Origin of the sequence: Cohnella sp. LGH (genome assembly GCF_017671885.1) — a bacterium.
GTDB classification, from domain to species: domain Bacteria; phylum Bacillota; class Bacilli; order Paenibacillales; family Paenibacillaceae; genus Cohnella; species Cohnella phaseoli.
Genome location: NZ_CP072117.1, coordinates 5119758 through 5145949, shown reverse-complemented (window position 1 = coordinate 5145949; position 26192 = coordinate 5119758). Strand labels below are relative to the sequence as shown.

Here is a 26192-nt window from a genome sequence, read left to right as displayed (position 1 = left end):
TGCTTTGTACGATTTTCCGACTAACTTCCCTCGCGGAAGTCTCTTCATAGGACGTAAACTCATGTGTGCAAATGGGGGCGCCGTAAAAAGTTCAATCCCCAATATTAGCCGAAAGGAGGGAATCCGATGCTACCCAGAATTCCGCTCGACGATCGCACGTTCGACAACATCGTTCAGGACGCCCGCCGCGGTATTCCGCGGCGATTGCCGGAATGGACGGACGAGAACGCGCACGATCCCGGCGTCACGTTTCTGGAGCTGTTCGCTTGGCTGAGCGAAATGCAGCAATATTATTTGAGCCGAGTGCCGGAACGCAACGTGCGCAAATTTCTGGATCTGCTCGGCGTCGTTCCTTACGAGACTTCGCAGGCCGAAGCGGATGTGACGTTCGGCAATGTGCGCATACCGGTGCAGCTTCCTGCCGGAACGAAGCTTCAGGCCGAGGACCAGGTGTTCGAGACGGTCGAACCGGTCAAGCTGCTGCCGCTGGAGATTGAACGGATCGTCACGCGTACGGAGAAGGAGACAAGCGACAGATCCGCGTCCAACGAGCGAGGCAATGTCGCCTTCTATGCGTTCGGTCGCGAAGCCGAAGCGGGCAGTCGGCTGTATATCGCGTTCGACTCCGAGCTTGAAGCGGGAGAGACGCTGTCCATTTACGTCAAGCTGGCGGACGGAGAGGAGTCGAGAGCGGAAGGCGTCGTTCCGTCCGCGCGCGTCTCCTGGAAGTCATACGGCAAAGACGAGGACAACGGCAACTCCTGGCAGCCGTTGGAACTGATCGAGGACGGCACGTTTCACTTGATGAGCAGCGGACGAATTACTTTTCGGGTCGTATCGCCGATGCGGCCGGTGATCGTCCATCCGGCGGCGGATCGTCCGCGCTACTGGATTTGCTGCGTGCTGGAGGAAGCCGGTTACGAGCTTCCTCCGCGAATCGACCAGGTGCTGCTGAATACAGCCAGACTGCGTCAGCGGGATACGAGGAGCGAGCAGGTCGTATTCGATGGCAGCGGAGAACCGAATCAAACGATCGAAGCGGACAGCTTGCTGGCGAGATACGGGCAGTTGCGCGTACAGGTGCGGGATGCCGACGGCCGCTGGCGGGAATGGCGCGAAGTCGCGGATTTCGATTCGGCTGACGCCGACGGCGAGGTATATGTCGTCGAACGGGCTGCCAGACGCAGAGGCGGAACGACGGTACGGTTCGGGGACGGGGTCCGGGGAGCCGTTCCGGGCCAAGGCGTCGGCAACATCCGGCGCATTCACTCTGCGGAGGATTTTGCAGAACTTCGCTGGATCGGGAGAAGCAACGGGCTTCCGCATCAGAAGCTGCGACTGTACGATCTGCCCGTGAAGCGTCGGGACGGGCTGCGCATCCAGGTGGGCGTGCCTTGCGGCAAAGACGGACGGCTTGTATGGGAGGACTGGGAGCCGGTAGATCATTTCGACCGCTCCGGCCCGCTTGATCGACATTATACGTTCGATCCGGAGACGGGGGAGTTGGCGTTCGGCAATGACGAGCGCGGCGCGATCCCGTCGTTTGCCGAGGAACCGAACCTATGCGTAATGGTGTGCGAATTCGGCGGCGGCGAACGCGGCAACATCAAGCCGGGACTGCTGAACCGTTGGGTGCTGGAGGAGCAGGACGAGCTGCTGCTGACCGCGGACAATTTGGACTACGGCTTCGGCGGGGCGGAGGCCGAGACGCTGGAAGAATGCGTGGAGCGCGCCCGGGCGCAGTGGCAGGTTCCTTATTGCGCCGTTACCAGCGAAGATTATGCGCGGATCGTGATGGACACGCCGGGCCTGAAAGTGTCGCGAGTGCATGTCATCCCGAACTATGCCCCGGGCAGAGGTCAGGCAGCGGAAGGCGCGGTGACCGTCGTCGTCGTGCCGCAAGGTTTGGGCGATACGCCGGTGCCAAGCGCGGGTTTCCTGGAGACGGTGGCCAAGCATCTGGACGACAGAAGGCTAATCACGACGGAGGTTCACGTTGTGGCGCCGGACTATGTGAAAGTGACCGTGCATGCGGTTGTCGTGGTAGAGCCGCATTTTATGGAAGAGGGACATCGGATCGTAGCCGCGCTCAATCGGTTGCTGGCGCCGCATGACAAGCCTGGCGGCGTTCAGGGGTGGCCGTTCGGCAGGACGGTTCACAAGGGCGATATTTACGGAGCGATCAGCCGGGTCAAAGGCGTGGCCTACGTTCAGGATCTGTGGCTGGACGCGGCGGGCAAAGCCGTTCGGAAAAGCGCGGGCGGCGATCTGGAGCTGTCGGAGACGGGAATCGTGTTCTCGGGAGCGCACCGAATCGAGCTGATCAGCAGCTCGCAGCTATGACAATCGCGAAGACGAAGGAGGGGAGATCATGCAGGGCGCAGCGACGTACTTCTCGCTGAATCGGCCGGAGCATTGGGCTCGCCGCGGGGTCGAACGCAATCTGGATCTGGGAGAAGAAATCGCCATCAAGCGGGGAGAGAAATACGGAGTTCTCGAGACGCTTCATCTCTCTCAGCTTGAAGGCGTCGGCGATGTGACCGCTTTTGCCGTTCATTCTCAAGGACGGCTCGTATTTCTCAACGCCGAAGGGGATCTATGGACGTACGACCGAGGCAGCCGGCATCACGAGCGACTGTTTGTGCCGGGGCACCATCTGTTTACGGCGTCTGCCAATCTGGCGATTACGGGGGATACGCTGTTTGTCGCCGATGCCGCTGGAGAACCGTCGATTTCCGCCTTCGACATGGCTAATGGGCAGCTGCGTTTTCGCAGGGCCGGACACGAGCTGGACGGCATTCCGTTCCATCCGTTGGCGCTGGCCTCGGACGAATGGGGGCTGTACGTTCTAACGACGCGTCAATCCGTTGATGACCCGAATGCGGTCGACTCCCTCGGCTTCAGGCAGCTTGCGCTGATCAGGCTGACGATGTCGGGGGTGATCGCGGATGTCTACGCCAACGACAAGTTTACGGCGAAGCTGCCCGCGGAGACGGATCAGTGGCGTGGGACCCAGTTTCTTTCTGTTACGCCGCAAGGGGATGCCTTCGTGCTGGAGACGTTGACCTGCGCGCTGTACATTCTCGCCAGAGCCGATGGGGAACGCCGCCTGGAACGCTTTTTAATGCCTCCGCAATATTTTGCCGGTCTCGGCGTCGATTCCCGCAATATGATCTACATCGGAGACTCCCGGGAGATCGGGGAAGACGGGGAGGACGACCGCTTTATCGTGCGGTTCAGCGGCAACGGGGAGCATCAGGACAGAATTTCCGGATTTCGGGGTAAAGCGGGAGCCATCATCGTCGACGCGCGCGACCGAATGTACGTCTGGAACGGAGAGGAAAGCACGGTAACGGTGCTTGAGCTGCAGCCGCAGACGATGGGGTGGGAAGGAAGCGCGCTTCCGGAAGGCATATGGCTGTCCAAGGCGTTCGACAGCTCGGAAGCGGAGACGGTGTGGCACAAATTCGCGCTGGACGCGGACATTCCCGACGGGACGCAAATCCGGGTATCGTATTACAGCTCCGACTCCGAGTTTCTGCTAATTCAAGGGACTGTGTGGAAGGTGAACGATTGGATCGCCGATGAGCAGCATTCGTTCCGCGACAAGCTTGCGGGGATGGCGCCTTACTGGTCCGCTCCGATCGTTAACCCGACGGACGCTTTGTTTTTCGGGGCGCAGGGCAGGTATCTGTGGCTGAAAATCGATTGGATCGGAAGCGACAGACAGACGCCGCAGCTGCGCCGTCTTCGCGTCTATTTTCCTCGAGAGACGCTTTTGTCGTATTTGCCCGCGGTCTACCAGGAGGAAGAGAGCAGTCGCGATTTTCTGGAACGGTACTTGTCGCTGTTCGGTACTCTCTACGACAGCGTAGAGGAGCAGATTGACGGCATGGCCGCCTGGTTTGACAGCGAGCGGGCCCAGGGCGGGCAACTGCGCTGGCTTGCGTCCTGGCTTGGGCTGGACAGCGATGTACACTGGCGCGACGACAAGGTGAGAGCGCTCATTCGCGCCGCTCCAGAGCTATACCGCTACCGAGGGACAAGGCGCGGTATCTCCAAGCTCGTCGAGACGTTTACCGGCCGGCCGCCGACTATCGTCGAGCCGTTCCAGTACAAGGCGATGAGGGACAACGCCGAGCTGAGACGCTTGATGGACAGGCTCTACGGAGGAGACAATCCGTATACGTTTACGGTGCTGCTCGATCAGAGCCAGGCTCCTTCGGAGAAGGAGCGCGTACTGCTTCGCAGCCTTATCGAGGAGCACAAGCCGGCGTATACGGAAGTGCGGCTGGTCTGGCTGGAGCCTTGGATGTATCTCGATCTGCAGACGTATTTGGGCGTCAACACGGTACTGGCCGAGCCGTCGCTGTTCACGCTAAGACCGGAGAGAAGCATGCCGAACGATACGTTGATTGTAGATCAGGATATGGACGGCAGAATGGACGCTCATACGAGGCTCGGAATGGATTCGGAGTTGGAATGAGGCTGCACCGTTTTGGCGACAAACCGTGGACGCGGGACGCCACATGTTTGATCGCATCATTTAAGGAGGGGTTCCGGTGAAAAAGGCGAGAATGTTTCCATTTGAGAGGAACAGATATTTTTACGGAAAGCTGCTGACCGTACGGGATTTCGAATCGGAGCAGATTTACTTTAACGACAAGAGGAGATTGCTCAATCGGCTGTTGTTCGGAAGCGGCGTCGTCGCTGGAATGCAAGTCGTGGCGGTGGACGACAAGACGATTACCGTCGAGATGGGCGTAGCGCTCGATTACCTCGGCCGCGAGATCGTGATCTCGGCTCCCGTAACGCTGAAGCTGTCGATGATCGACGGATTCACGAACAACGAATACAAGAAAAACGTCTATCTGTACGTCGCCTACGACGAAAAAGGCCGCGAGCCCGTTCACTCGGTCGGCAACTCCTCGGTGCGTGGCGAGGAGATGAGCGAGTACAACCGTTTTCTGGAAAGCTATCGGCTGTATGTGAAGGAAGAAGCGCCCGCGCCGCATTCGTTCGAGCATAACAGCCTGCTTGAAGACATCGTGACGATCTATCAGGACAAAGACGTTCGCGTCACTCAGAGAATGCCCAAGTTCGCCAATCCGGGCGAAGTGGTCGATGTGACCCTTGTCGTGGAAAAAACGCTGCAAGCTCCCCGTGTCTCCCTCTCCTTGGCGTACGAAGCGGACGGCTTCGACTCACTCGGCAAGGACGGCAATATCGTCAAGTTTCTCGAACCCGGCGACAAGCAGGATACGGAATACCGTTTAAGCTATAGCGTCAAGGTGCAGGATCGTCCGGGAACGACCGGCAGACTGACGCTGAACGCCGGCTCCGTCGAGCTGCTGCTTGGAGACAATCGCGTACCGATCGACCACACGGTTCGGCACTCGGTTGACATCATCTCCCAGCCGGTAGAAGAGCGCATTATGAAAGTATGGTACGAGCGTTCTCTGGACCAAGCGGTAGAGGGCTATGCCGATCAGGATGTCTGCTTGGCGAAAATCGGACTGCTGCAGCTTGGGCCGACCTATATGATCGAGCAGGTGGAGCGGGTTCCGTTCGGCGAATATATTCCGAACGCCTCTCTGGCTAACAGGATGTCCCGCAGCGGAAAAGCCTCTTCTCTTCACCGTTTCTATGCAGAGGCGAGAGCGTACGATCTCGAATACGGCAGCAAGCCGGAGCTGGATGTTGTGTATCATCCGGAACAGAACGCCTTCGACTTTAAGCTGGGCATCCCCAAGCCTCAGACGATCCAGGACGAGATGGCTACGGGCGTCGTGGAAGTGCCGCTTGACGCGCAAGCCAAGCAGGGCATGCGTTTCTTCTTGCGCGGCAAGCGCAACTATGTGACCGAAGAAATTCGTCACGGGTTGGGCGAAGGGGACGTAACGGTCGTCGTCGGGCTGGAGGAGATTCCGGATTCGCAGGCTCCGCTCGGTTCGGGCGGTTCGAAGGTCTATTTCGGCGCGACCGACGTATTTAAAGATACGGAGTATGAAGCGGAGCTGCCGAACATCAGCTTCGGAACGCTCATCTATCCGGACAAGGGCAGTTTCCGAATCGGCATGAAGCTGGCCGGCGCCGCTTCGGGCGCATCGCTGCGCATTCGCTGGTGGGCGTTCAAGAAGCTGCCGACAGGCTCGGGATATCCGGCCGCGGATCTGCACAAAGCCGCCGACGAAGCGGCTGCGGGAATCGATAATGCCTAGTCGTTCGCATCAAGTCAGCCACCATCGCGATTGAACCCGTCGGGTGAGAGGGAGATGAGGCTTGATTATGAGCAAAATTTTGCTATTCTTCGGTTTGACCTGGCTGTTCGGCAATCCGTTTATCGCGATTATCGTGCTGCTCCTCGTGATTTATGCGCTGGAGAGACGGTTTGTCGGCTTATCCCCCAGCTTGGTCAAGCCGCTGCGCAGGCGCAGCTCGATCGGCAAACTGAGAAAGCAGCAGGAAATGAGTCCTCATGATCTATCAGTTAAATCCGAGCTCGCCAGACTGCTGATCGAGAGCGGAAAACACGTCCGGGCTCGGGATATTTTACAGGGTATTGAACAGCGGATGGAGCATTCGGCGGAGTATTGGAGCGATCTGGGAACATGCGAGCTGGCGCTCGGACGGCTGGAGGAAGGCGAACGGGCGATGAAGCGGGCGCTGTCCATCAGTCCAAAGGTCAAATACGGCCAGCCTTACTTGAAGCTTGCCGAGGCGCTGGCCAAGACGGACCCGGGTCGTGCGATTCAATACTTGCAGCAGTTCAAAGAAGTGAATTTGTCCTCTTGCGAAGCCTATTACCGATTGGGGACGATCTATGCCGATCTTGGCAAATCGGCGGAAGCCGCAGAAGCGTTCGGGGAGTGTCGCCAACTGTACCGCGCCTTGCCCAAGTACATGAAACGGCACGAGCGCAAATGGGCGCTTCGCGCTTTCATGCGCAACCGCGCTTGAACCTTTACGCGTGAACAAGGGGCTTGCCGGCGCAAGCGGTGCGATACTCGCGCAGATAAGCCCCTAGATCGTTGTAGCGATCAGATATGGATAATTACTGTTCTTCCGAATCGGAAGCTTCGCTTTCGTGCGCGGCGACTTCGGCCAGCGCAGGCTCGTCCGCCTCGGCTTCCGCAACGGCTTGCTCCTCGGAAGCCTCTTCGGCAACGGCTTCTTCGGCGTCCGCCTCAGCAACGGCCTCTTCCTCCGCTACAGCGGAAATCACGGCAATGGCTTCCTCTTCGGACTCCTCAGACGCTTCCGCAACCGCTTCGTCCTGCTCCGCGCTTGCTTCCTCTTCTTGAGCAGCCTCGGCAACCGCTTCAACTTCCGCATTCGCTTCCAGTCCTTCTACTACTTCTTCTGCATCCATCGATACTACCTCCCGTACTCCGTAATATAGGGGACAACCCCTATATTCAAAGGTATCTCTTAAGTAAAAATGTGGCAACGGTGTTATTTTGTTGGTTAATGACCGGATTGCTCGAAAGCGGGAGCAATCGAGCCGATCCGCCGAATAACGTCAGAGGTTCCTATGGAAGTCGAATGGGAAATGTGGCGGATAAGTGCGTGCCAATTGCCGTCGATAAGAGAAACATTCGGCCGATATAACGAGTTGTTACGATGTTTAATCCGAAAAAGACCTCTGATGCTTCTCACGGAATTCCTGAGGGGTCATTTTTGACGTGCGCTTGAACAGCTTGATGAAATAGCCGGACTCCAAGCCGACGCGGACCGCGATCTCATGGATTTTCAAGGGCGTTCGCGCGAGAAGCTCCATGGCCCGTTCTATTCTGCGGTTCGCGATGTATTCCGTCAGCCCCCGTCCTTCGATCTGTTTGTACAGCCTCGAGAGATAGGAGGGATTCAAATGGACGACCTCCGACAACCGGTTCAAGGACAGATCTTGATCCAATGATTCCCGGATATGCTGGTGCAGGCGTTCGATGAGAAAATGCGTGTTTTCGTCTTGCTCCGTCCTCCGTTCCATCGCCAGCCGGCTCGCAGCGGTCTCGAACCGCACTGCGGCAGCTTCCCAAGTCGGTTGAAGATCGATGCGCATCAACTCTTCCAAATCAAGCCGATTGACCGACTCCTTGTCCGGATTCAACCTCTTGGCGAAGCCCAGAACGACCGACAAGACGCCGTAATAGGCTTCTGCGTAAGACAAATAGTCGGGAGTCGCCCCTTGCAGCACCGCGCGGCACAGGTCCGCGAACCGTTCTCCGTCCCCGCTCTCCAAATATTGCTCCAGGAGGTTTAAATGCCCGCGTTGAAGCCGGAAAGCGTCCGAAGTTTTCGAACGAGGAAGAAGGGAAGCGGAGTCGTCGGTCAACAGCGCTTCCTTACCGAGCCCTAGCCCGCCCCGAAGTAGATCGGTCAAGCGGGAGAAAACAACGGGGACTTCGTTCCAAGGGCAAGGAGCCGAAGCCGCGGCGAACGAAAGCGACAGCTTCAACAGACCCCTGCATGTCGTCTGGATCGAGTCCAGCTTTTCGTGTAAAGGGTTAAGCACCCCGCTCCAAGCTTCTTCTTGTGCTTTATCGTTCTTCGGCTGCGACATCCAGACGAATTTCGTGTGATCGTAGAGGATGTGGAATATCACACTATCTGAGCAGTACTCCTGGGCAATATTGTGGGCCGCGTACATCAGAAGCATTCGGTCGGAGGCGGAGAAGGACGTCCAGCCTTCGTCGATTCTTCCGACGGTCAGCAGCACGGCGGAGTCCGCTCTGAGCGTGGTTCCCAGCTCGTCCAATCCGGATTGCTCCGCCGCGATTTCTCCGTCCAACAAGCTAACAATCCGCTCTCTTTGCAGTAACGGAAGAGCCATCTCCATGCTGCGCTTGGCGTCCGACAAGTAGCGATGCTGTTCGTCGAACGACCGCAAGCCGTCGAGAGCGGACCTTAACGCTTCCAAGATCCGATCGTCGCTTTCGGTCTTCAGAATATAGTCGGCGCCGCCGTTGCGCAATGCGGTCTGGACGTATTCGAAATCGTTAAAGCCCGTCAGAAAAATGACCCTGCAGCGCGGCCAACGTTCGGCGATTCGTCTCTGCAGTTCAAGACCGTCCATGCCGGGCATATGGATATCGGCGAAGACGACGTCCATTGCGTTTTCTTGAAGCAAGACCAGCGCCTCCTGTGCCGATTCGGCTTTGAAGATTTCCAAGTCGAGATCTTCGGCTTCGGCGAACAGGTCAACCAGACCGTCCACAATGATCGGTTCGTTATCGACTACCAGTACGCGATACATAGACGTTACCCCTCCGTTTTCTCGATCGTTTCGTTGTTCATCGGCAAGCGCACGGAAACCGATAGTCCGGCTTCCGTGCCTCCGGATAATGCGATTCCGTAGTGGGGTCCAAAGCGGTAGACCAGCCGGCGATGCAGATTCACTAGCCCTGTCGTCTCTTGCGAAATGTTGAAATCGTTCAGCCTTTGTCGCAATCGATGGATGTCTTGCGGACCGATCCGCTCGCCGTTATCCTCGATGCGGATGACCGCGTCCCCGTCGATATGTTCGAATGCCACCCGCAGTTTCCCTCCGCGTTCGTGCTGCTCTAGAGCGTATTTATAAGCATTTTCGACGATCGGCTGGAGAATGAGGCGGGGCACCCGGATCGAGACCCATTCGTCCGGGAGCGGATCGAACCGGGTTTCGATATGGCCGGCGAACCGGATTGTTTGGATTTCGACGTAATTCCTCGCATGGCGAACCTCCTCCGCCAAGGTCACTTCGTTGCTCGAATTGCGCGTCATGAAATGGAAATAGTCCGATAAATACTTCGTAAAATCGATCTGCGTCTGGTCGCGGCTTTTTTTGGCCAACCGATTGAGAATAAACAGGCTGTTGTATAGGAAGTGCGGATTGATCTGCGATTGAAGCTGGCGCAATTCGGCGTTCTGGGCCCGGTACTTCTGGGCGAACGCTTCGTCGATCAACTGCTGGAGATTGCGGGTCATCGCGTTGAATTGCCCGTACAAATACTTGAATTCGTCGTTCCCCCGATATTCAAAAGACACGTTCAAATCTCCCTGTTCGATTTTGCGGAAACCCCGAATCAGCGTTTTCAGAGGTTGGCGAATGAGTCGATAGACCGTGAAGGAAACGCCAACGATCAAGAGAAGCGATAGGCCGGATAGTAGCCAGAACCCGATACGATGAAGCCTTAGGGGCCCGAGAAGGGTTTTCTCGTCTTCGTACATCATCAAGGTCGTGCCGAGAACGCCGGATTTTTCGTACGCGACGAGGTAATTCCTTCCTTGCCCTACGATAGACCGCACGCCGGCTTCGTCGCTTAGTTGCGCGGCCATGCCGAGGGAGCCGCTCTCTTGGGCGGAAATTTCCCAATCTCTCTCCTGATCCGTCCAGACGACGTTGCCGCTCGCCGAATCGGTAAACTCGAGAAAATCCTGCCTAAGCTTTTCCTTGTCGATTTCCACGTCCACGACGAAATCCGGCTGTAGATTGTTCGGCGTGATGGGGAAAGGGAGGCTGATAAAGAGCCGGTCTTCCCAATGAATGAACGGGGATTCGTAAATATTGGTTACGATGTTCAGCGCGTCGAACCGGTCCCGCGGAATCGAATCGTATCCGCCGTCGGAGATCGTTCGGTCGATGGAGGTGACATGAACTTCCGCGGACAAGATGAGGTGGCTGGAGCTTTTGATAAAGATCAGCTCTTTCTGGACGTCCTGGATCCGAGTCCGCTTCTCGAAGACGCCCATGATTTCGCTGCGGTGGCTCAAATAATCCAGGTCCTCGTAGCTGGTAAACTCTTTTATTATGCGGATGATTCTCGAAAACTCGTTTTCGAGGGATTTATTGTAGAAATGTACTTTGGATTGCATCGATCTCGTGATTTCGGTTCGCACGCTCGAAGAGCCGTATTCGTTCATGGCCAGGCTTAAGCCGAAAAGCGGCGTAAGTATGGCAAGGAACGTCAGAATGAGCTTCATATAGATTGGAATCGCCCATTGTTTAGTGATATTTCCCATATATTATTCACCTTGTTTGTCGTGATGGCTGCTTGCTTTTTACTCTTCGGTGCCCGGGAGGCCTTTCCCTTCAAGGGATTGCCGATAAGTAAAGATAAAACCGTAAATGTAAAAAGAGTTGTGTATCTAGCAGGAAATTTGTTTTCTATAATGAGACTTGTAAGTCGGCTAGCCGCCATACTCATCATGGAAAAGGGGAGTTCGAACCATGAAAGGCAGCATGAAAAACAAAGCGACCGCCATCGCGCTTGCCGCGTTGCTCGCGACGGTCACGGCTTGCTCTAACTCGAATCCGGAGAAAGTCTCGCAGTCCGAAGGACAAGCCGCGGAAACGGCGCAACCGTCTTCCGCAGCGTCCGAGGAGAACGTCGATCCGTTCGGCAAATACGATCCTCCGATCAAGCTATCCACGGTTAAAATCTTCAATGCTTCGGACAAGTTCGTACCTGGAGAAACGGCGGATAAGAACGTTTGGTTGGATGGATATCTTAAAGATCTGGGCATTGAGATGAAGGTCAATTGGTCGGTCGTCGGGGACGAAACCGGAGGTCCGGGGGAACAGAAACTGAACGTCAGCATCGCGTCCAATGATCTGCCGGATATTATCCCGGTCAACTCCAAGCAATTAAAGCAGCTCGTAGACAACGACATGGCGGAAGATTTAACCGAAGTGATCGAGAAATACGCTTCGCCGCAGCTCAAGAAGTTTTTGGCCGTGAACGACGGTCTGGCTTTAAAGACAAGCACGTTCGACGGCAAAGTGCTCGCTCTCCCATACGTGGCGTCCAGCTTGGATGCAGCCTCCATGATCTGGCTCCGCAAGGACTGGCTGGACAAGCTGCAATTGCCCGAGCCGAAGACGATGGAGGACATCCTGAACATCAGCGATGCGTTCGCAAATCGGGATCCGGACGGAAACGGCAAGAAGGATACGTTCGGAATCGGGCTGGCCAAAGACGTCTACGGCGGAGGCCTGTACGACCTGAACGGTTTTTTCGAAGGGTATCATGCTTACCGCAATCTCTGGCTGGAAGACGAGGAAGGCAAGTTGGTCTACGGTGGCGTTCAACCGGAGATGAAACAGGCGCTCGGCAAGCTCCAGGAAATGTTCCTGGCCGGCCAGATCGACGCGGAATTCGGCGTGAAGGACGCCACGAAGGTCAACGAATCCGTCGTCTCCGGCAAGATCGGCCTATTTTATGGTCAGCATTGGAATGCCTTCTATCCGTTGCCGGATTCTTTCAAGCAGGATCCGAGCGCCGAATGGAAGCCTTACCCAATCGTCTCCGCCGACGATAAGCCGGCGATCCCGTCCATCGGAACGGGCGTGAATCCGGAGTCCGTCAACGGCTACACGGCGTTCAAGAAGGGCTCCAAGCATCCCGAAGCGCTCATCAAGCTGGCGAACTACTACGTCGACAAAGAGTACGGATGGGATACGGGAGGCTACGACGACGATTTCCATCAGCCCGATCCGAATCCGGAAGGCTACATCCGCTGGAGGCTGGCCGCCGTGTACATGTCCGATCCCGGCCAGAATATCGGAATCTATCGCGGAGTCAAAGCCGCGCTGGAAAACAACGATCAAGACGCATTGAAAAACCTGCAGGTGAAAAGCAACTACGACATCTATAACCGGTTCATGGAAAACAAAGATCCGGCGTCCTACGGCAACGCGAAGTGGGCGGGACCGAAGGACACGGCTCTGAGCATCTTGGATTATTACGATTCCCAGAGGCTGGGTATCTCCGACCAATTCTTCGGTTCCAAGACAGATACGATGGTCCAGAAGCAATCGACGCTCGATAAATTGCAGCTGGAAATGTATTCGAAAATCATCATGGGCGCCGTTCCGGTAGACGCATTCGACCAATTCGTCGCGGATTGGAAGAAACTCGGCGGCGATACGATTACGCAGGAAGTCAACGCCTGGTACGAATCGACGAAGTAACGATATCCGGGTAGGGGAGAGGGGCGTGGCCTCTTTCCTCCTAACCGGAAAGGCAAGCTTGGAGGAGAAAGGAATGCTATCGCCAAAAGCCATGCGGCTTCTGCCGCTTCACGTCATGCTGATTCCGCCATTGGTCCTGCTCTTGATCTACAGCTATGGTCCGATCGCCGGGATTTACTTGGCTTTCGAGAAGTTTATGCCTTCCAAGGGGATCTTCCATTCCCCCTTCGTCGGACTGGACAATTTCAAGTATGTCTGGGAGCTGCCGGACACGAAGCAAGTGTTGCTGAATACGGTCGTCATCGCGGCTATGAAGATCGTTCTGAACCTCTCGGCTCCTATCGTTTTGGCGCTTCTGCTGAACGAGATTCGGATAAGGGCGTTCAAGAGGGCTGTTCAGACGATCGTCTATTTACCTTATTTTCTATCTTGGGTGCTGCTCGGCGGCATTCTGATTGACATTCTCTCGCCTTCCGAAGGAATCGTGAACGGATTTTTGCAAGCGCTCGGATTAAAACCGATCTTTTTCCTAGGGGACCCGGGATGGTTTCGGTTCACGGCCGTCGTCTCCGATCTGTGGAAGGAAATCGGATTCAACACGATCGTGTTTCTGGCGGCGATCACGAACGCGAATCCATCGCTCTACGAAGCCGCGGTCATCGACGGCGCGAACCGGTGGAAACAAACGATTAACGTTACGCTGCCGTCCATGCTGCCAATTATCGTGCTGGTCGCGACCTTAAGCTTGGGGAACGTCTTGAACGCGGGATTCGACCAGATTTTTAATTTATACAGTCCGCAAGTTTACTCCACGGCCGACATTCTGGATACGTTCGTGTACCGGATCGGCATCGTGGATACGCAGTACGGGGTCGCGACGGCGGTCGGCTTGTTTAAATCCGTCATTTCCTTCCTCTTTATTTCGGTTTCATACTTTTTGGCCTACCGAATAGCCAACTATCGAATTTTCTAGAGAGCGGTGCAGAAACATGGTTGGTAGATTATCTTTTTCTAGAAAAGCGTTTAACGCGTTCAATTACGGCGTATTGGGTTTGTTTTCGATCCTATCGCTGCTTCCTTTCGTCAATATGCTTTCCTTATCGTTAAGCAACAAATCGGCGGCGGCGGCCGGGCTAGTCAAGCTGTGGCCGGTCGGATTGAACCTCGATTCGTACCGTTTCGTGTTTTTGCGCCACGAATTTTTTACGGCGTTCGGCATCTCGATCGGACGAGTCGTTCTAGGGACGGCCATTAGCTTACTGATGACGTTACTGGTCGCCTACCCGCTGTCGAAGGAGTCTAAAGCTTTTCCCGGAAGAACTCTGTATGCTTGGGCGTTTGTGTTCACGATTCTCTTTAACGGAGGGTTGATTCCGTGGTACATGACGATCAAGGCGACCGGAATACTGGATACGATCTGGGCATTGATACTGCCTGGGGCCGTGCAGGTGTTCAATTGCATCTTGCTGTTGAACTTCTTCCGGGGATTGCCGAAGGGGCTGGAGGAGGCGGCTTTCGTAGATGGCGCGAACCACGTCAAAATCCTGTTCCGGATTTTCGTCCCGTTGTCGACTCCGGCGCTTGCGACGGTAGCTCTGTTTACGATCGTCATGCATTGGAACTCCTGGTTCGACGGGATGATCCTGATGAACTCTCCAGATAAGTATCCCTTACAAAGCTATCTACAGACCGTCGTCGTCAAGCTGAATACGTCCTCATTCGCTTCCATCGATCCGGTGCAGGCGAAGCTGTTGAACCAGATTTCCGACCGCACGGTAAAAGCGGCGCAAATCTTCATGGCCACGCTTCCGATTCTTCTCGTGTATCCGTTCTTGCAGAAATATTTCATGTCCGGCATCGTGCTAGGGAGCGTGAAGGAGTAGCTTCAACATCCTATGAATGTGGGGGAATGAACTTGCGAACGAAAAGTCCGATTTACCGACTCGGGATCAAAGCGGCGGGAATCGCCGTCGCCTTGCTTCTTCTGATGCAGTGGAATGCGGATCGGCGGGTATTTGCGAATACTTCCGGAGACGCCTACGTGCAATTCGACGCGGCTAACCGGATCTGGACGCTCGGAACGGACTCGGTCGAGAAGAAGCTGCAGCTCGACGGCAGCGGCCGATTCCTGCTCGTCAGCTTTCAAAACAAGCTCACCGGCAAAGAGTACGTCCAAGGCGCGCAAAATTCGGACGAATTTCAGATCGAAGCGGGAGGCGTGACGTATAACGGATCTGCGGGAGGGTGGACGTACGATTCCCATTCGACCGAAGTGCTGTCCCAAGGCGAGCTGGAGCTGCGGATCGTCTTCCATAATTCGGTTTTGCAAATCATTCGCCATTACGTCGTTTTCCCCTCTACGGGAACGATCAAGGAATGGTCGGAGTTCAAGAACGTATCCGGCGGAGCCCTTAACGTCTCTTCGCCTTTTATGTTTAAGCAACGCGTCATGCAGAACGATCTCATCGACGTCGACCTGCAATACTTGACGGGGGGCGGCAACTTTACCGGTTCAGGAATGTTGAAAACGGTCCCGATGACGTCTGCCTATGCGCGCACGTTCGATTCGTACGATTATCCGGAAGTGACGATGGTGGACGGGCATTACGAGTTCGGATTGGGAAGCTACGAGCAGGGAACAGCCGTCTACGACACCTTGTTCGTGCTCCGAAACCGGGCTTCTTCCGAGGGGATCTGGCTTTCCTTCGATTATAATGGCCACTGGTTGGCACAGGTCGGGAACTTCGGCACGAGGATCAACCTGAGCGGGTACGCCAGCGTAACGAACTATGAGGTCGCGAACGGCCAATCGATTGCATCCCCGAAGACGACGATGGGCGTGTTCCAAGGCGATCTGGACGATATGGGCAATACGATCGGGGATTACACGTATCGCTATCTCTGGGATTACACCCGCAACGATTTCCGGCAAGGCGGGGGAACCTGGCAATGGCGCATCAGCCCGCAGATGCCGAGCGCCTTCGAATCGATCAACTACAATCGGTACATCGGAGGGCATACCGTTCATATCGATGCCGATTGGTACAGCAACAAAGGCGATTGGGACGAGGCGATCGAGAGCGACGATTTGAAGAAAACGAGCGATTTTTTGAAAAAAAGCGGCATGCTCTTGAAGCTGTGGTCCCCGCTCTGGCAAGCGGATTACGGATCGCGGGTCGTGAACGAGCATCCGGATTGGGTTGCTGCCGGGGACGGGGTCGGATTCTACGGTCTGCATCTGAACTTGGCCAATCCCGACGTTTTTTCCTGGATCCTGAACAAAGCCAACGAGATGCAGGCTGACTTGGGGCCTTTCCAGTGGCGTTACGACGGCATGCCGTCTTGGAAGGTCGCAGGAAGCGACAACGATATGATGAAGCAATCGGAAAACTTTTTTAGCCTGTTGAAGGCGTTCAAAGACGCGAATCCGCTGGCTTGGATCAATGGTTGCTCTTCCGGAGGCGAGACGTTGCTGATGGAGGCGGTGCGCTTCTCCGATACCCAGCAGGTGACGGACGGGAACGCCCGCCATTACGCGAGTTACTATCAGTCCTTGAAGCTGCCCATCGACAAGCTCAGTTGGCCAGGATCAATGCCGGACATCGCCACCGACTTCAACACGTTCGATCCGAAAGACCCGGAGATTCGGGAGAATACGCGGCGGCATTACGAATTCGGCCGGTATTTGGACGCTCAAGGCTTAAGCGGGCGCTGGGTCAATGTGTTCCGGCCTACGGCGTCGGATGGGAAGGATTCGACTCACCTGCTGCAAAAGACGAACGGTAACCAATCGAAGGCAATGATCCAGTTCAGCTCCTATACGCCTTACTTCGGAGAGAACGTCACCATTTATCCTAAAGGGCTGATCGATACGGAAAGCTATTCGCTGGGTTGTTATCTGGGAGGCTGCGTGCCGCAGACCGCGACCGGCGATTACTGGAAAACGAACGGCGTGACGATCGCGAACCTTCAGCCGGGCGAGACGATCCTGTTCAATGTGACGGATTATCCGGGATCGGGAACGGACAATACGGCGCCGTCCGCGCCAAGCGGCGCGGTCAAGAAAACCGCCTACAATATGGATCGCTTCGGCGTGGAGCTTAATTGGACGGCCGGAGCGGACGACCGTTGGATCTCCTACTACGAGATCGAAAGAAACGGAGTCGTTATCGACAAAGTGTCGAAGGGCACTTACGATTTCATCGTCGACGGCGACATCGGCGACACGTACCGCATCCGCACCGTAGACGGCGACGGCAATGCGTCGGGGTACGCGACCGCGGCTCTGCAGCCGGGCGGACCGTCCGCTCCCGCGCCGACGACGATTCCGCATCGCTTTCGGGCGTCGACGGATTTATCTTCGTCGCAAGGCCAGGCCAACTGGGCCTATCTGCAGCAATATGCACCGTACGGCGGCGACTACATGTATTTGACGAATATGAATTGGGATTCTTCGAACCTCAGATGGAAGGGCAACGAGGATTACGCGCTGATCGCGGGGAACTGGATGTCCCCTGGAGAGACGTATAACGCGGTGCGCAAATGGATCGCTCCTAGGGACGGCACGGTCGTCGTCTCCGGCAAAGTCGCGCTTGGACAGTCCGGTCAAGGAGGCGACGGAGTCGTCGTCCGCATCAAACGGAGCGGCGCGTATCCTTTCCTGGAAAGCGAGGTATGGGGGCCCTATACGCTCGACGGCAACGATAACGTCGGTCTGTCCCACGATATCGTGCTCAACGTCAAGAAGGGAGAGGCTCTCTATTTTAACGTGAACAAGCGGGGTAACTCCTACTACGATGTGACGAATTGGGATCCTTCCATCGTCTATGGCACGCCTTACGTCGCTTCCGCCGGTTTTTCGGATTCGCAGGGAACGAATCAATGGCGTTATCAGGAATGGAACGGAAGCTCGTATACGGATATGACCGACTATCAAGCCAATGGAGGCGTCTGGAAAGGCAGTCAGCCTTACGTGCTGATCGGAGCCGGGACGCAGCATCCCGACGCTTACGATTCCGTCCGGACATGGGTCGCTCCCACGTCGGGCACGATCGTCGTGACCGGAACCGCGAGGATGGGCGGACCCGGAGGAGACGGCGTGAACGTAACCGTGAAAAAAGGGAACGACGTCTTATGGGGCCCCAACGCGATCGACGGATCGGATACCGACTACGGGGTGAGCCATGACTTTCAAGTATCCGTAAACGCGGGGGATCGGCTTTATTTTATCGTTAATCGAAACGGCAACAACTATTATGACGCTACATTGTGGAACCCGGTCGTTACGATGTTGGACTAGGGGACCTTCCGGTTTCCGGTAGAGGAGAAAGGAGGGAATCCGAATGATTACGGTGCTGGAGCCTTCCGCTCATTGCGTTTATCAGCGCGATTGCGAAGGGGGAGCGGATATTCCTTTCGCGGTGAGAATCTCATCCGAATTCGGAGGAACGATCGAGGCGAGGTTGCTTGCCGAGAATGGCGGAGCGATCGGTCGAGCTATCGTAAATCGGGAAGGAACGTTGTCTACGGGGATTCGAGAAGAAACGTTGGTCACTGCGCGGTTAGAGCGGGTGTCAGCGGGGACCCGAGAAGGAACATGGATTGCAGGAGGGTTCGAGCGAGTACCGACGGGTTCCTACCGGATGGAGTTGTTTGTCCGGGACGGGGAGGTGGAGCGGGAGAGCCTATGCGTCGAGGCCGTCCACGTCGGAGATTTATGGGTTCTCGCCGGACAATCGAACATGGAAGGCTGCGGCAAGCTGGTCGGCGTTGAACAACCGGAAGACGGTATCTGCTGCTACTACATGGGCGACCGGTGGGGGATCGCCGAGGAGCCTTTGCATTGGTTTAACGAATCTCTCGATCCCGTCCACTGGCGAGTGCCGGAGGAAGAACTCGGAACGGCAGTCGTCTGTGAGAGACGGAACAGGAGCATCGGCGCCGGGTTGGGGCTGGCCTTCGCGAAGGAAGTCCGCCGCCATGAAGGAGTCCCGGTCGGGCTGATCGTGTGCGCCTATGGGGGATCCTCGATGGCCGATTGGGGGCCGGTTCGGATGGATGAATCGGGATCGACCTTATACGGGGCACTGCTGAGAAGAGTGCGCAAGCTCGGCGGCCGCGTGAAAGGCTGTCTCTGGTATCAAGGAGAAGCGGAAGCCAACGAACGAGATGCGCCGCTATACGCGGAACGTCTTCGAACCTGGGTCGCTTCTTTAAGAGAAGATCTCAGAGATTCCGCTCTTCCTTTCGTTTACGCGCAGCTGTCGACCGTTCATTTTATGGATGCGAATTCCTCGTGGTGGAACGCCGTCCAGGAGGAGCAGCGGCTGGCGGAAGAAGCGCTCGCTCCGGCCGCGATGGTGCCGACAGTCGACGCGACGTTGTCGGATATCATTCATGTCGGTACGGAATCGATGAAGGAGATCGGTCGCCGAATGGCTTGGCAAGCGCTTAGGATCGCTTACGGCCGGCAGGCATATGAGACGGGGCCGAGGCCGGGCGTTATGCGCTGGAACGAGGAACGTACCCTATTAAGGCTGGAGATCGAAGGGGCGCATGGGAAATTGCGCGATTCGGACAGGGTGTACGGGTTCTCGGTCGAGGCGGATGACGTTTCAGTGCCGGTCAAGGCCGCCGTCTCACAGGATGGTAGGAGCATAGAGCTTCGTTTCGAGGAACCGGTTTCTGCGGTCGGGCGATTGCGGCATGGAGCCGGCTTTAATCCGACGGTTAACGTTGCAGATAGCAAAGGGATCCCATTGCCCGTTTTTGGGCCGTTGGAGATTTGAGAATATGTCATAGCAAAAAGCAAGCCTTCCTGTTTCGAGGAAGGCTTGTTCTTTCTTGATTTACTTGGAAATGTGGCGGATAAGTGCGTTTTGACACAGGATTAAATGCCTGTCCGAAGCATCACACACGATTTTCTTTGCGAAATGCCGACGGGCTCATGTTCATATGTTTGCTAAAAACCCGGCTTAAATAGAAACCGTTCTCATAGCCGCAAGCCTGGGCGATCGCGTCGACAGTCCAATTGCGGGTCATTAACAGCTTGACGGCCTGCTGCATCCGCAGCTCGGTTATAAAAGCGATCGGCTTCTGGCCGTAACAAGCTTGGAAGCTTCGGCTTAGCTGGACAGGCGTTAACTGGTAGGCGGCTGCAACATTTTTTAGCTGGAGCGGTTCGAAGGCGTGCTTCTCGAGATGGTCTTTAATTTGCTGCATGGCCGGGTCTATTGTGGCGGATTTGCTACCGAATTCGGAGTTCTCATGCGCTTCTTTCCAAAGCATCATCCATAGATCCTGCAAAAGATGCTCGCGGTACTGCACGGCAAAAGAGGAACGGTCGAGCGCATAAGTGCGAAGGTCGGCGCTGTTATGGGCAACGCGAATTTGATTGGACAGGCGAATCCTCCCGCAAGGATGATCATGATCGGAAGCCGCTTCATAAACAAACCGCAAAAAATGAAACGTAACCGCGCTAATAGCCTCCCGTTCGAACCTATGGTTCGGCGGACAAAGAACGAGATCGCCGGCTCCGGCAATTCCTTCATATTCACCGATGCGATAACGAAAGCTGCCCGTCTCGACCAAGAACAGAACCCACTCCCCATATTCATCGTAGCGCAGCTCGAATTGCTCTTTTTCCAACCAGTAGACGTGCAGAAGAAGCTGGGGCAGATTGGGCAACTTCATTCCCTCCTTAAATTTTGAGTTTAGCCGGTTCTAGCAGTCTGGGGGACCGTTATGAGAGCGAATCCGAGGGATTGCCCGCCTCTAGCGGTCTGAGGGACCGTTAAGAAGGTATCTTGGGTTGTGATGGTGGTAGCCTGAACGAAGGGGATAGCGAGAAAATGCCGCACATCGGCGCTTGGACGAAGCTCCGGCGAACGCCTGGGGAATGCCCTGCCAGGCGATGTAAGTTAACTGGTCATTCGTGATCATAATTGAAATTTTAGATATAATAAATGAAATATGGTGCATTTTATAAAGTTTATAACCATTATATCATGAAAAATAAGATATATTTAAAATCTCAAACTTGGAGGTTAAGAACGATGAGACAGGAGATCGTAAAAGTCGATATCACGGTTATTGGCGGAGGCTTGGCCGGCGTATGCGCTGCGGTAGCGGCGGCACGACTCGGCAGCAAGGTAGCGCTCGTGCATAATCGCCCCGTTCTGGGCGGCAACTCCAGCAGCGAAGTGCGGGTATGGGTGTGCGGGGCAACAGGACACGGTATTCATCGGTATGCGAGGGAAACGGGCATTATGGGGGAGATGTTCGTCGAGAACCAGTATCGCAATAAGGAAGGCAATCCGTATTATTGGGATCTGGTCGTTCTGGAGACGGTGAGGAACGAGCCGAATATTTCCTTGTATCTGAACACGGACGTGCATGAGGTTGAAGCCGAAGGACCCGAGGATGATCGCCGCATTAAGTCTGTGACGGGGTGGATGATGGCTTCGGAACGGCGCATTCGCTTTGAGAGCGAGCAGTATATCGATTGCACCGGCGATGGACTGGTCGGTTTCCTGGCAGGCGCGAAGTATCGTCTCGGACGGGAATCGAAGGATGAATACCAAGAAGCGTGGGCGCCGGACGTTGCGGACGAGATTACGCTCGGCAGTACGATTTTGTTTTATACGCGGGACGAAGGCAGGTCGGTGAAGTATGTGCCGCCAAGCTTTGCCCGCGATATTACGCAAACGACGATCCCGTTAAAACGGGTCATCCGCAGCGGAGATTCGGGCTGCCATTACTGGTGGATCGAATGGGGCGGCGAGCACGATACGGTGCATGACAATGAAAAAATCCGCGATGAGCTGTGGGCGGCGATTTACGGCATATGGGACTATATTAAAAATTCGGGCCAATTCGATGCGGACAATATGACGTTGGAATGGGTCGGCGCCGTTCCGGGGAAACGGGAGTACCGACGGTTCGTCGGCGATTACGTGCTGAATCAAAACGATATTTTGGCGCAGAGAGAATTCGAGGATCGCATCGGCTTTGGCGGCTGGTCGATCGATTTGCATCCGCCTCAAGGAATGTATGCAGAAGAGAGCGGCTCGAAGCATCTGTATATGGACGGCGTCTATCCGATTCCGTTTCGCAGCCTGTATTCGGTGAATGTGTCCAATATGCTGATGGCCGGGCGCAATATTAGCGCGACGCATGTCGCTTTCGGCACGACACGCGTGATGGCGACCTGCGCAGTGCTGGGAGAAGCGGCGGGAACGGGAGCGGCCCTGTGCGTCAAGCACGGGGTAACGCCGCGAACTGTCGCCCAGGAATACCGGCACGAGCTCCAGCAGACGCTGCTGAAGCAGGATGCCTCGGTCATAGGCGTCGCTTATGCCGACCCGCACGATTTGGCCCGTACGGCGAAGGTCGAGGCTTCAAATTATATGCGCAGCATTCGGATTGAACGATCCGACGAAACCGCGATGCTGGCTGAGGATGTCGGCATTTTGCTGCCTGTCGATCAATTGTCCGGATTGGAGCTTCTGTTGGACGCGAACGAGGCGACGCAACTGGAGATTGAACTGTGGTCTACCGGTCGCCCGGAAAATTACGTTCCGTACACGAAAGAAGCTTCCGTGCTGCTGGACTTGCCTGCCGGAGAACGGCAGTGGGCCTTGTGCGATCTCGCTTGGAAACCGTCTCAGCCGCAGAATGCGTTTATCATTGTAAAAGCCAATGCAGCGGTAGAGCTGCATCTATCGCACGAGCCGATGACCGGCGTGATCGGCTTCGTCGGCACAAATACTACTCGGGCTGCGGCGACGACGGAAAATCGCGAAGCCAGTCAGCCGGTGCTGACATGGTCGATGAAAAAATACGCGCGCAAGCCTTTCTGCCTACGCACAGTCGGAACAACGGAGGTCTACTGTCCGTCACAGGTGCAAAATGGCTTCATCCGGCCTTACGGGGGACCGAATATGTGGGTGTCCGAACCGTCGAACGAGCCGCAATGGCTTGAATTTTTATGGGAAGAGACGGTGTTGGTGAAGGAAGTGCAGCTCGTTTTCAACGACGATGTGAACGAGGATCTGATTAATTTGCATCATCATCGCACAGACTTTGAGGTCATACCCGAGTTGGTGAAAGATTATTCGCTGCAAGCCCTGATCGATGGGGAATGGCGCACGATTCATCGCGAAACGGACAACCGCAAGCGGAAAAGGACTCATCCATTGTCGCAGCCTGTAGCGACTTCGGCGTTAAGGCTTGTACTGGAGGCGACTAACGGTTGTTCGCGGTTTGAGGTAATTAGGGTTAGCATTTATTCATAGCGTGCGTCGAGCCTGCATATTATAGCCGAAAATTTCTCTATAAGGCCGGCACTTCAGCAGATGGCGAACCCTGTTATCCTTGTTACGGTACTGAGCGAGCTCTACTAAATTATAAGAAACTGCCCTGATCTCAAAGGATTCTCCTTCGAATGGGGCAGTTTCTTATTTAAGGTCTCTATGACTGACGTTACCTGGAAGTGTTGAACACTTGGAATAAAGCGGATTTTCCGCTTTATTTTCGGTTGCTGGGCTGAATCGGTGAGAGTAGGGCGTTCCTCGACGAACAAACATCAACCCGCGCTTTTCAAACTATCGAACCAACTGATGAACGCTAAGCCGAACCGGAACGTCTTTGTTGTAGGTGAAAATAAAGAGAGCGTCGTTCCAGACGTAAGTCATCTCGTACTTGCTGCCGCCGAGCGTTTGCTTAAGACCTTTCTGCTTCTCGTCTTGGAGCGTTCTCGCAAGCTGCTCCAGCACCGCTTTGTTCCAGGTGTTGATTTCGGTGACCGCATAAGCTTCCGGATTGTCCTCGTCGGCGATCAGCTTAAACGAGAACTGATGGGCCGCGTAAGTGAAATCGAGCGGCTCCGGCGGTAGATCCGGTAAAATTTCCACTTCGTCCGGATTTGGCGACGGTGGAAGCACTTTGACGATTCTAGTCTTCGTCGCGAACGAAGCGGTGGAGGCTGCCGTGCGGATACCGGTGCTGACTGAGCTCGAACCGCCAGAACCCGAACCACCTGAATTAGAAACGCCGGTACTCGACCCGCTCGAACCCGAACCGCCAGAACCCGAACCGTCGGAATTAGAGCTGCCGGAGTTCGACCCGGCCGCATCGGCACTGTCTCCGCTTGGGCTAGTTGGGTTCGAAGTCTCTCCGTCGTTTGAGTTATTTCCGGAGGCGGCGCCGTCGTTGGCCGCCGATTCGCCGCCATTGCTGCCGGACGCCGCTCCTTCGGAGCTGCCCGAACCCGAGCTTGACTTATCCGAGCTTGGCGAAGCTGCGGCAGGGTCGCTATTCGGATTGTTTGTTCCCGATTCGGAGTCTGCGGGAGCGGAGGCTTCCGGATTTGAACCGCTGCCGTTGCCGCTCTCCTCTGCGGAGCCGTCGGCCGGAGACTCCCCTTCCCCGATCGGCTCAAGCTCTTCGGGCAAAGGCTCGGCTTCGCTCGCCGGAGGAACGTCCGGCGCTCCCAGCAGCTCTTGAAGCTTCGGCTGAGAGAGGCCGAGGAAGCCTTGGACGTCAATTTTACCTCCCTTGAAGTAGCCGGTATAGACAGCTGCGCCGTCCGCGTCGAGCAAGCTGCCGACGCCTTCGTACTTGTCGGCTTTGAACTTGCCGGCGTACTGGGCGATGCCGTCGGAGCCAAAAGCTTTGCCGTCGCCGTCGCGCAAGCCGCCGACGAAGCCGCCTTCGTACAAGACGATGCCTTGTTCGTTCAGCAGCTTGCCGACGCCGTGATAATTGCCGAGCAGAAAGGCGCCCTCATACTTGGCGACGCCGGAAGGGAAATATTCCTTACCCGCGCCCGACAGAACGCCAGCGAGAAATAATCCCTCGTATTGCAAAGAGCCGTCCGCGCGATACAGCTTGCCTGCGCCCTCGTACTTGCCGCCGTTAAACGCGCCCTCATAAACGAGCTTTCCGCTCTCGTCGTAGAGCTTACCCGCGCCCTGATACTCGCCGCCCGCAAAAGCGCCCGCATACAGCGGTTGGTCCGGCGCAGAGAACAGCGTCCCCTTGCCTTCGTATTTGCCTGCGGCGAAGCCGCCGTCATACAGGACCGAACCGTCCGGCTTGAACAGCGTGCCTTTGCCTTCGTACAAATCGGAGGCAAATTGGCCGCGGTAGAGGAGAGAGCCATTCGAGTCGTACAGCTCGCCCTTGCCCGACTTCAGCCCTTGCCCGAAGTCGCCAATGTACAGCAGCGTTCCGTCCGGGGCGAACAGCTTGCCCGAACCGGAGAATTGGCCGTTCTCCAGAGGGCCCTGATAGACCAGGCTGCCGTTCGCGTCGACGATTTTGGCCAAGCCGTTAAAGCCCTGCGCCATCGCGGCCGACGCTTCGATCTTGGGCGTTCTGGAGAACCACTTGTCCACGAACTTCGGAGGCTTGATGAAGCCGAAGTATACGATTACAAGAGTGAGCAGAACGAGGATGACGAACAGCTTCTTGGCGATATAGAACGTTCCGATCTTCCAATAATTCTCCCGCGAACGCAGCTTGCCGCCCATAATGCTGCGCATCCACTTGACCAGACGGCGAATGATCAGCTTGGGAAGGTTTTTGGCGCGCTTGAGCGGCATAATGACCAAGCGCTTGACCGGCTGGATGAACGGCTTCAATATCATCTCTATCATTAGGGCACCTGTATCGTCATTTGACCTGGATTTACGATCTGAATAACCCCGCCGAAGTTGCACATGCACTTGGAAGAATTGTTCAAGGCGGGCATGTTGGCGACGAGCACTGTAGGGGAGCCCGGCACCCAAGGAGCGGCGATGGCGGGCGTGCAGGGCATCGGAGTCAAAACGCCGAGAGCCGCGGCTGTAGCGGAAGCGACGGCGGGATTGGCCATCGAATTGCACATTCCGAATGGGGCGATATTGACGAAAGGTTTATTGTCCATAATGTTGGCGATCGGCATTGCCGTCGTCGTACGGTTAACCGGAAGTACGTTCAACATGCCCGGCGCCATGCCGAACGAGCATTGCAGAGAGGCGCCTCCGCATACAAGCTGACCCATTGACCCATCCTCCATCGGCGCGATTGCGCCAATCTTTTCTATCAATTTCCATACTACAATATTACTTGAAAATTGTCATTTTACATAGGAAAAAGGGTGTAAAATGTCGGCGTTTATAGTACGATGGAAATAATAGGCTAAGTAGCGGATATAGGTACTGAGGGGATGTCAATAGTGGAAAGAGACGGTAGAACG

16 protein-coding genes are annotated in these 26192 nt (G+C 55.7%); 10 read left to right on the top strand and 6 right to left on the bottom strand.

Annotated elements, in window-relative coordinates:
* The first annotated feature begins 126 nt into the window (after window positions 1-126).
* From J4772_RS22210 to J4772_RS22195, 4 genes are all read left to right on the top strand, one after another.
* Window positions 127-2343, top strand: a complete 2217-nt coding sequence (locus J4772_RS22210; protein WP_209071432.1) for a putative baseplate assembly protein — start codon at window positions 127-129, stop codon at window positions 2341-2343.
* A gap of 28 nt (window positions 2344-2371) precedes the next feature.
* Window positions 2372-4486, top strand: coding sequence for a phage tail protein (locus J4772_RS22205; RefSeq protein WP_209071431.1), 2115 nt, complete (start codon window positions 2372-2374; stop codon window positions 4484-4486).
* 76 nt (window positions 4487-4562) lie between these two features.
* Window positions 4563-6221 (top strand): hypothetical protein, encoded by a 1659-nt coding sequence (locus J4772_RS22200; protein ID WP_116061446.1) that lies wholly within the window; start codon window positions 4563-4565, stop codon window positions 6219-6221.
* A gap of 67 nt (window positions 6222-6288) precedes the next feature.
* Window positions 6289-6960 carry a tetratricopeptide repeat protein gene (locus J4772_RS22195; protein ID WP_209071430.1) on the top strand — a complete coding sequence of 224 codons (672 nt, stop codon included), beginning with the start codon at window positions 6289-6291 and terminating at the stop codon, window positions 6958-6960.
* 94 nt (window positions 6961-7054) lie between these two features.
* Here the strand turns inward: J4772_RS22195 and J4772_RS22190 are convergent, their stop codons facing one another.
* The 3 genes from J4772_RS22190 to J4772_RS22180 all read right to left on the bottom strand — a co-directional run bounded on the left by J4772_RS22190 (window position 7055) and on the right by J4772_RS22180 (window position 11001).
* Entirely contained in the window at window positions 7055-7372 is a 318-nt protein-coding gene (locus J4772_RS22190) for a hypothetical protein (protein WP_209071429.1), read from the bottom strand.
* A 255-nt stretch (window positions 7373-7627) separates the two neighbouring features.
* Complete coding sequence (locus tag J4772_RS22185; RefSeq protein ID WP_209071428.1) at window positions 7628-9256, bottom strand: response regulator; 1629 nt, start codon at window positions 9254-9256, stop codon at window positions 7628-7630.
* Between the two features lie 5 nt (window positions 9257-9261).
* Complete coding sequence (locus J4772_RS22180) at window positions 9262-11001, bottom strand: sensor histidine kinase (protein ID WP_209071427.1); 1740 nt, start codon at window positions 10999-11001, stop codon at window positions 9262-9264.
* A gap of 208 nt (window positions 11002-11209) precedes the next feature.
* Between J4772_RS22180 and J4772_RS22175 the strand changes: the two genes are divergently transcribed.
* From J4772_RS22175 to J4772_RS22155, 5 genes are all read left to right on the top strand, one after another.
* Complete coding sequence (locus tag J4772_RS22175) at window positions 11210-12952, top strand: extracellular solute-binding protein (RefSeq protein WP_209071426.1); 1743 nt, start codon at window positions 11210-11212, stop codon at window positions 12950-12952.
* Window positions 12953-13025: 73 nt separating this feature from the next.
* Window positions 13026-13925, top strand: coding sequence for an ABC transporter permease (locus J4772_RS22170; protein WP_209071425.1), 900 nt, complete (start codon window positions 13026-13028; stop codon window positions 13923-13925).
* A gap of 16 nt (window positions 13926-13941) precedes the next feature.
* A complete protein-coding gene (locus tag J4772_RS22165) occupies window positions 13942-14835 on the top strand; it encodes a carbohydrate ABC transporter permease (RefSeq protein WP_209071424.1) in 894 nt (297 codons plus the stop codon).
* Window positions 14836-14867: 32 nt separating this feature from the next.
* A complete protein-coding gene (locus J4772_RS22160; RefSeq protein ID WP_209071423.1) occupies window positions 14868-18251 on the top strand; it encodes an alpha-amylase family protein in 3384 nt (1127 codons plus the stop codon).
* 43 nt (window positions 18252-18294) lie between these two features.
* Window positions 18295-19740, top strand: coding sequence for a sialate O-acetylesterase (locus tag J4772_RS22155; protein ID WP_209071422.1), 1446 nt, complete (start codon window positions 18295-18297; stop codon window positions 19738-19740).
* A gap of 121 nt (window positions 19741-19861) precedes the next feature.
* Here the strand turns inward: J4772_RS22155 and J4772_RS22150 are convergent, their stop codons facing one another.
* Complete coding sequence (locus J4772_RS22150; protein ID WP_209071421.1) at window positions 19862-20638, bottom strand: helix-turn-helix transcriptional regulator; 777 nt, start codon at window positions 20636-20638, stop codon at window positions 19862-19864.
* A 368-nt stretch (window positions 20639-21006) separates the two neighbouring features.
* Here J4772_RS22150 and J4772_RS22145 point away from each other — a divergent pair, with 368 nt between their 5' ends.
* The gene (locus tag J4772_RS22145; protein ID WP_209071420.1) at window positions 21007-23247 is read left to right on the top strand and encodes an FAD-dependent oxidoreductase; all 2241 of its coding nucleotides are present in this window, start codon (window positions 21007-21009) and stop codon (window positions 23245-23247) included.
* A 309-nt stretch (window positions 23248-23556) separates the two neighbouring features.
* On the opposite strand, the gene J4772_RS22140 is transcribed toward J4772_RS22145, so the two are convergent.
* Both J4772_RS22140 and J4772_RS22135 read right to left on the bottom strand, forming a co-directional pair.
* Window positions 23557-25611 carry an MORN repeat-containing protein gene (locus J4772_RS22140; protein ID WP_209071419.1) on the bottom strand — a complete coding sequence of 685 codons (2055 nt, stop codon included), beginning with the start codon at window positions 25609-25611 and terminating at the stop codon, window positions 23557-23559.
* Entirely contained in the window at window positions 25611-25997 is a 387-nt protein-coding gene (locus tag J4772_RS22135) for a DUF4280 domain-containing protein (RefSeq protein ID WP_116061433.1), read from the bottom strand. The genes J4772_RS22140 and J4772_RS22135 overlap by 1 nt, the downstream gene beginning before the upstream one ends.
* Between the last annotated feature and the right edge of the window lie 195 nt (window positions 25998-26192).

Bases quoted from the DNA above. Each gene is read 5' to 3' on its own strand.
- J4772_RS22165 (WP_209071424.1), top strand. From the start codon at position 13,942: ATGGTTGGTAGATTATCTTTTTCTAGAAAAGCGTTTAACGCGTTCAAT.
- J4772_RS22145 (WP_209071420.1), top strand. From the start codon at position 21,007: ATGAGACAGGAGATCGTAAAAGTCGATATCACGGTTATTGGCGGAGGC.
- J4772_RS22135 (WP_116061433.1), bottom strand. From the start codon at position 25,997: ATGGGTCAGCTTGTATGCGGAGGCGCCTCTCTGCAATGCTCGTTCGGC.
- J4772_RS22170 (WP_209071425.1), top strand. From the start codon at position 13,026: ATGCTATCGCCAAAAGCCATGCGGCTTCTGCCGCTTCACGTCATGCTG.
- J4772_RS22180 (WP_209071427.1), bottom strand. From the start codon at position 11,001: ATGGGAAATATCACTAAACAATGGGCGATTCCAATCTATATGAAGCTC.
- J4772_RS22140 (WP_209071419.1), bottom strand. From the start codon at position 25,611: ATGATAGAGATGATATTGAAGCCGTTCATCCAGCCGGTCAAGCGCTTG.
- J4772_RS22195 (WP_209071430.1), top strand. From the start codon at position 6,289: ATGAGCAAAATTTTGCTATTCTTCGGTTTGACCTGGCTGTTCGGCAAT.
- J4772_RS22190 (WP_209071429.1), bottom strand. From the start codon at position 7,372: ATGGATGCAGAAGAAGTAGTAGAAGGACTGGAAGCGAATGCGGAAGTT.
- J4772_RS22185 (WP_209071428.1), bottom strand. From the start codon at position 9,256: ATGTATCGCGTACTGGTAGTCGATAACGAACCGATCATTGTGGACGGT.
- J4772_RS22155 (WP_209071422.1), top strand. From the start codon at position 18,295: ATGATTACGGTGCTGGAGCCTTCCGCTCATTGCGTTTATCAGCGCGAT.
- J4772_RS22175 (WP_209071426.1), top strand. From the start codon at position 11,210: ATGAAAGGCAGCATGAAAAACAAAGCGACCGCCATCGCGCTTGCCGCG.
- J4772_RS22205 (WP_209071431.1), top strand. From the start codon at position 2,372: ATGCAGGGCGCAGCGACGTACTTCTCGCTGAATCGGCCGGAGCATTGG.
- J4772_RS22210 (WP_209071432.1), top strand. From the start codon at position 127: ATGCTACCCAGAATTCCGCTCGACGATCGCACGTTCGACAACATCGTT.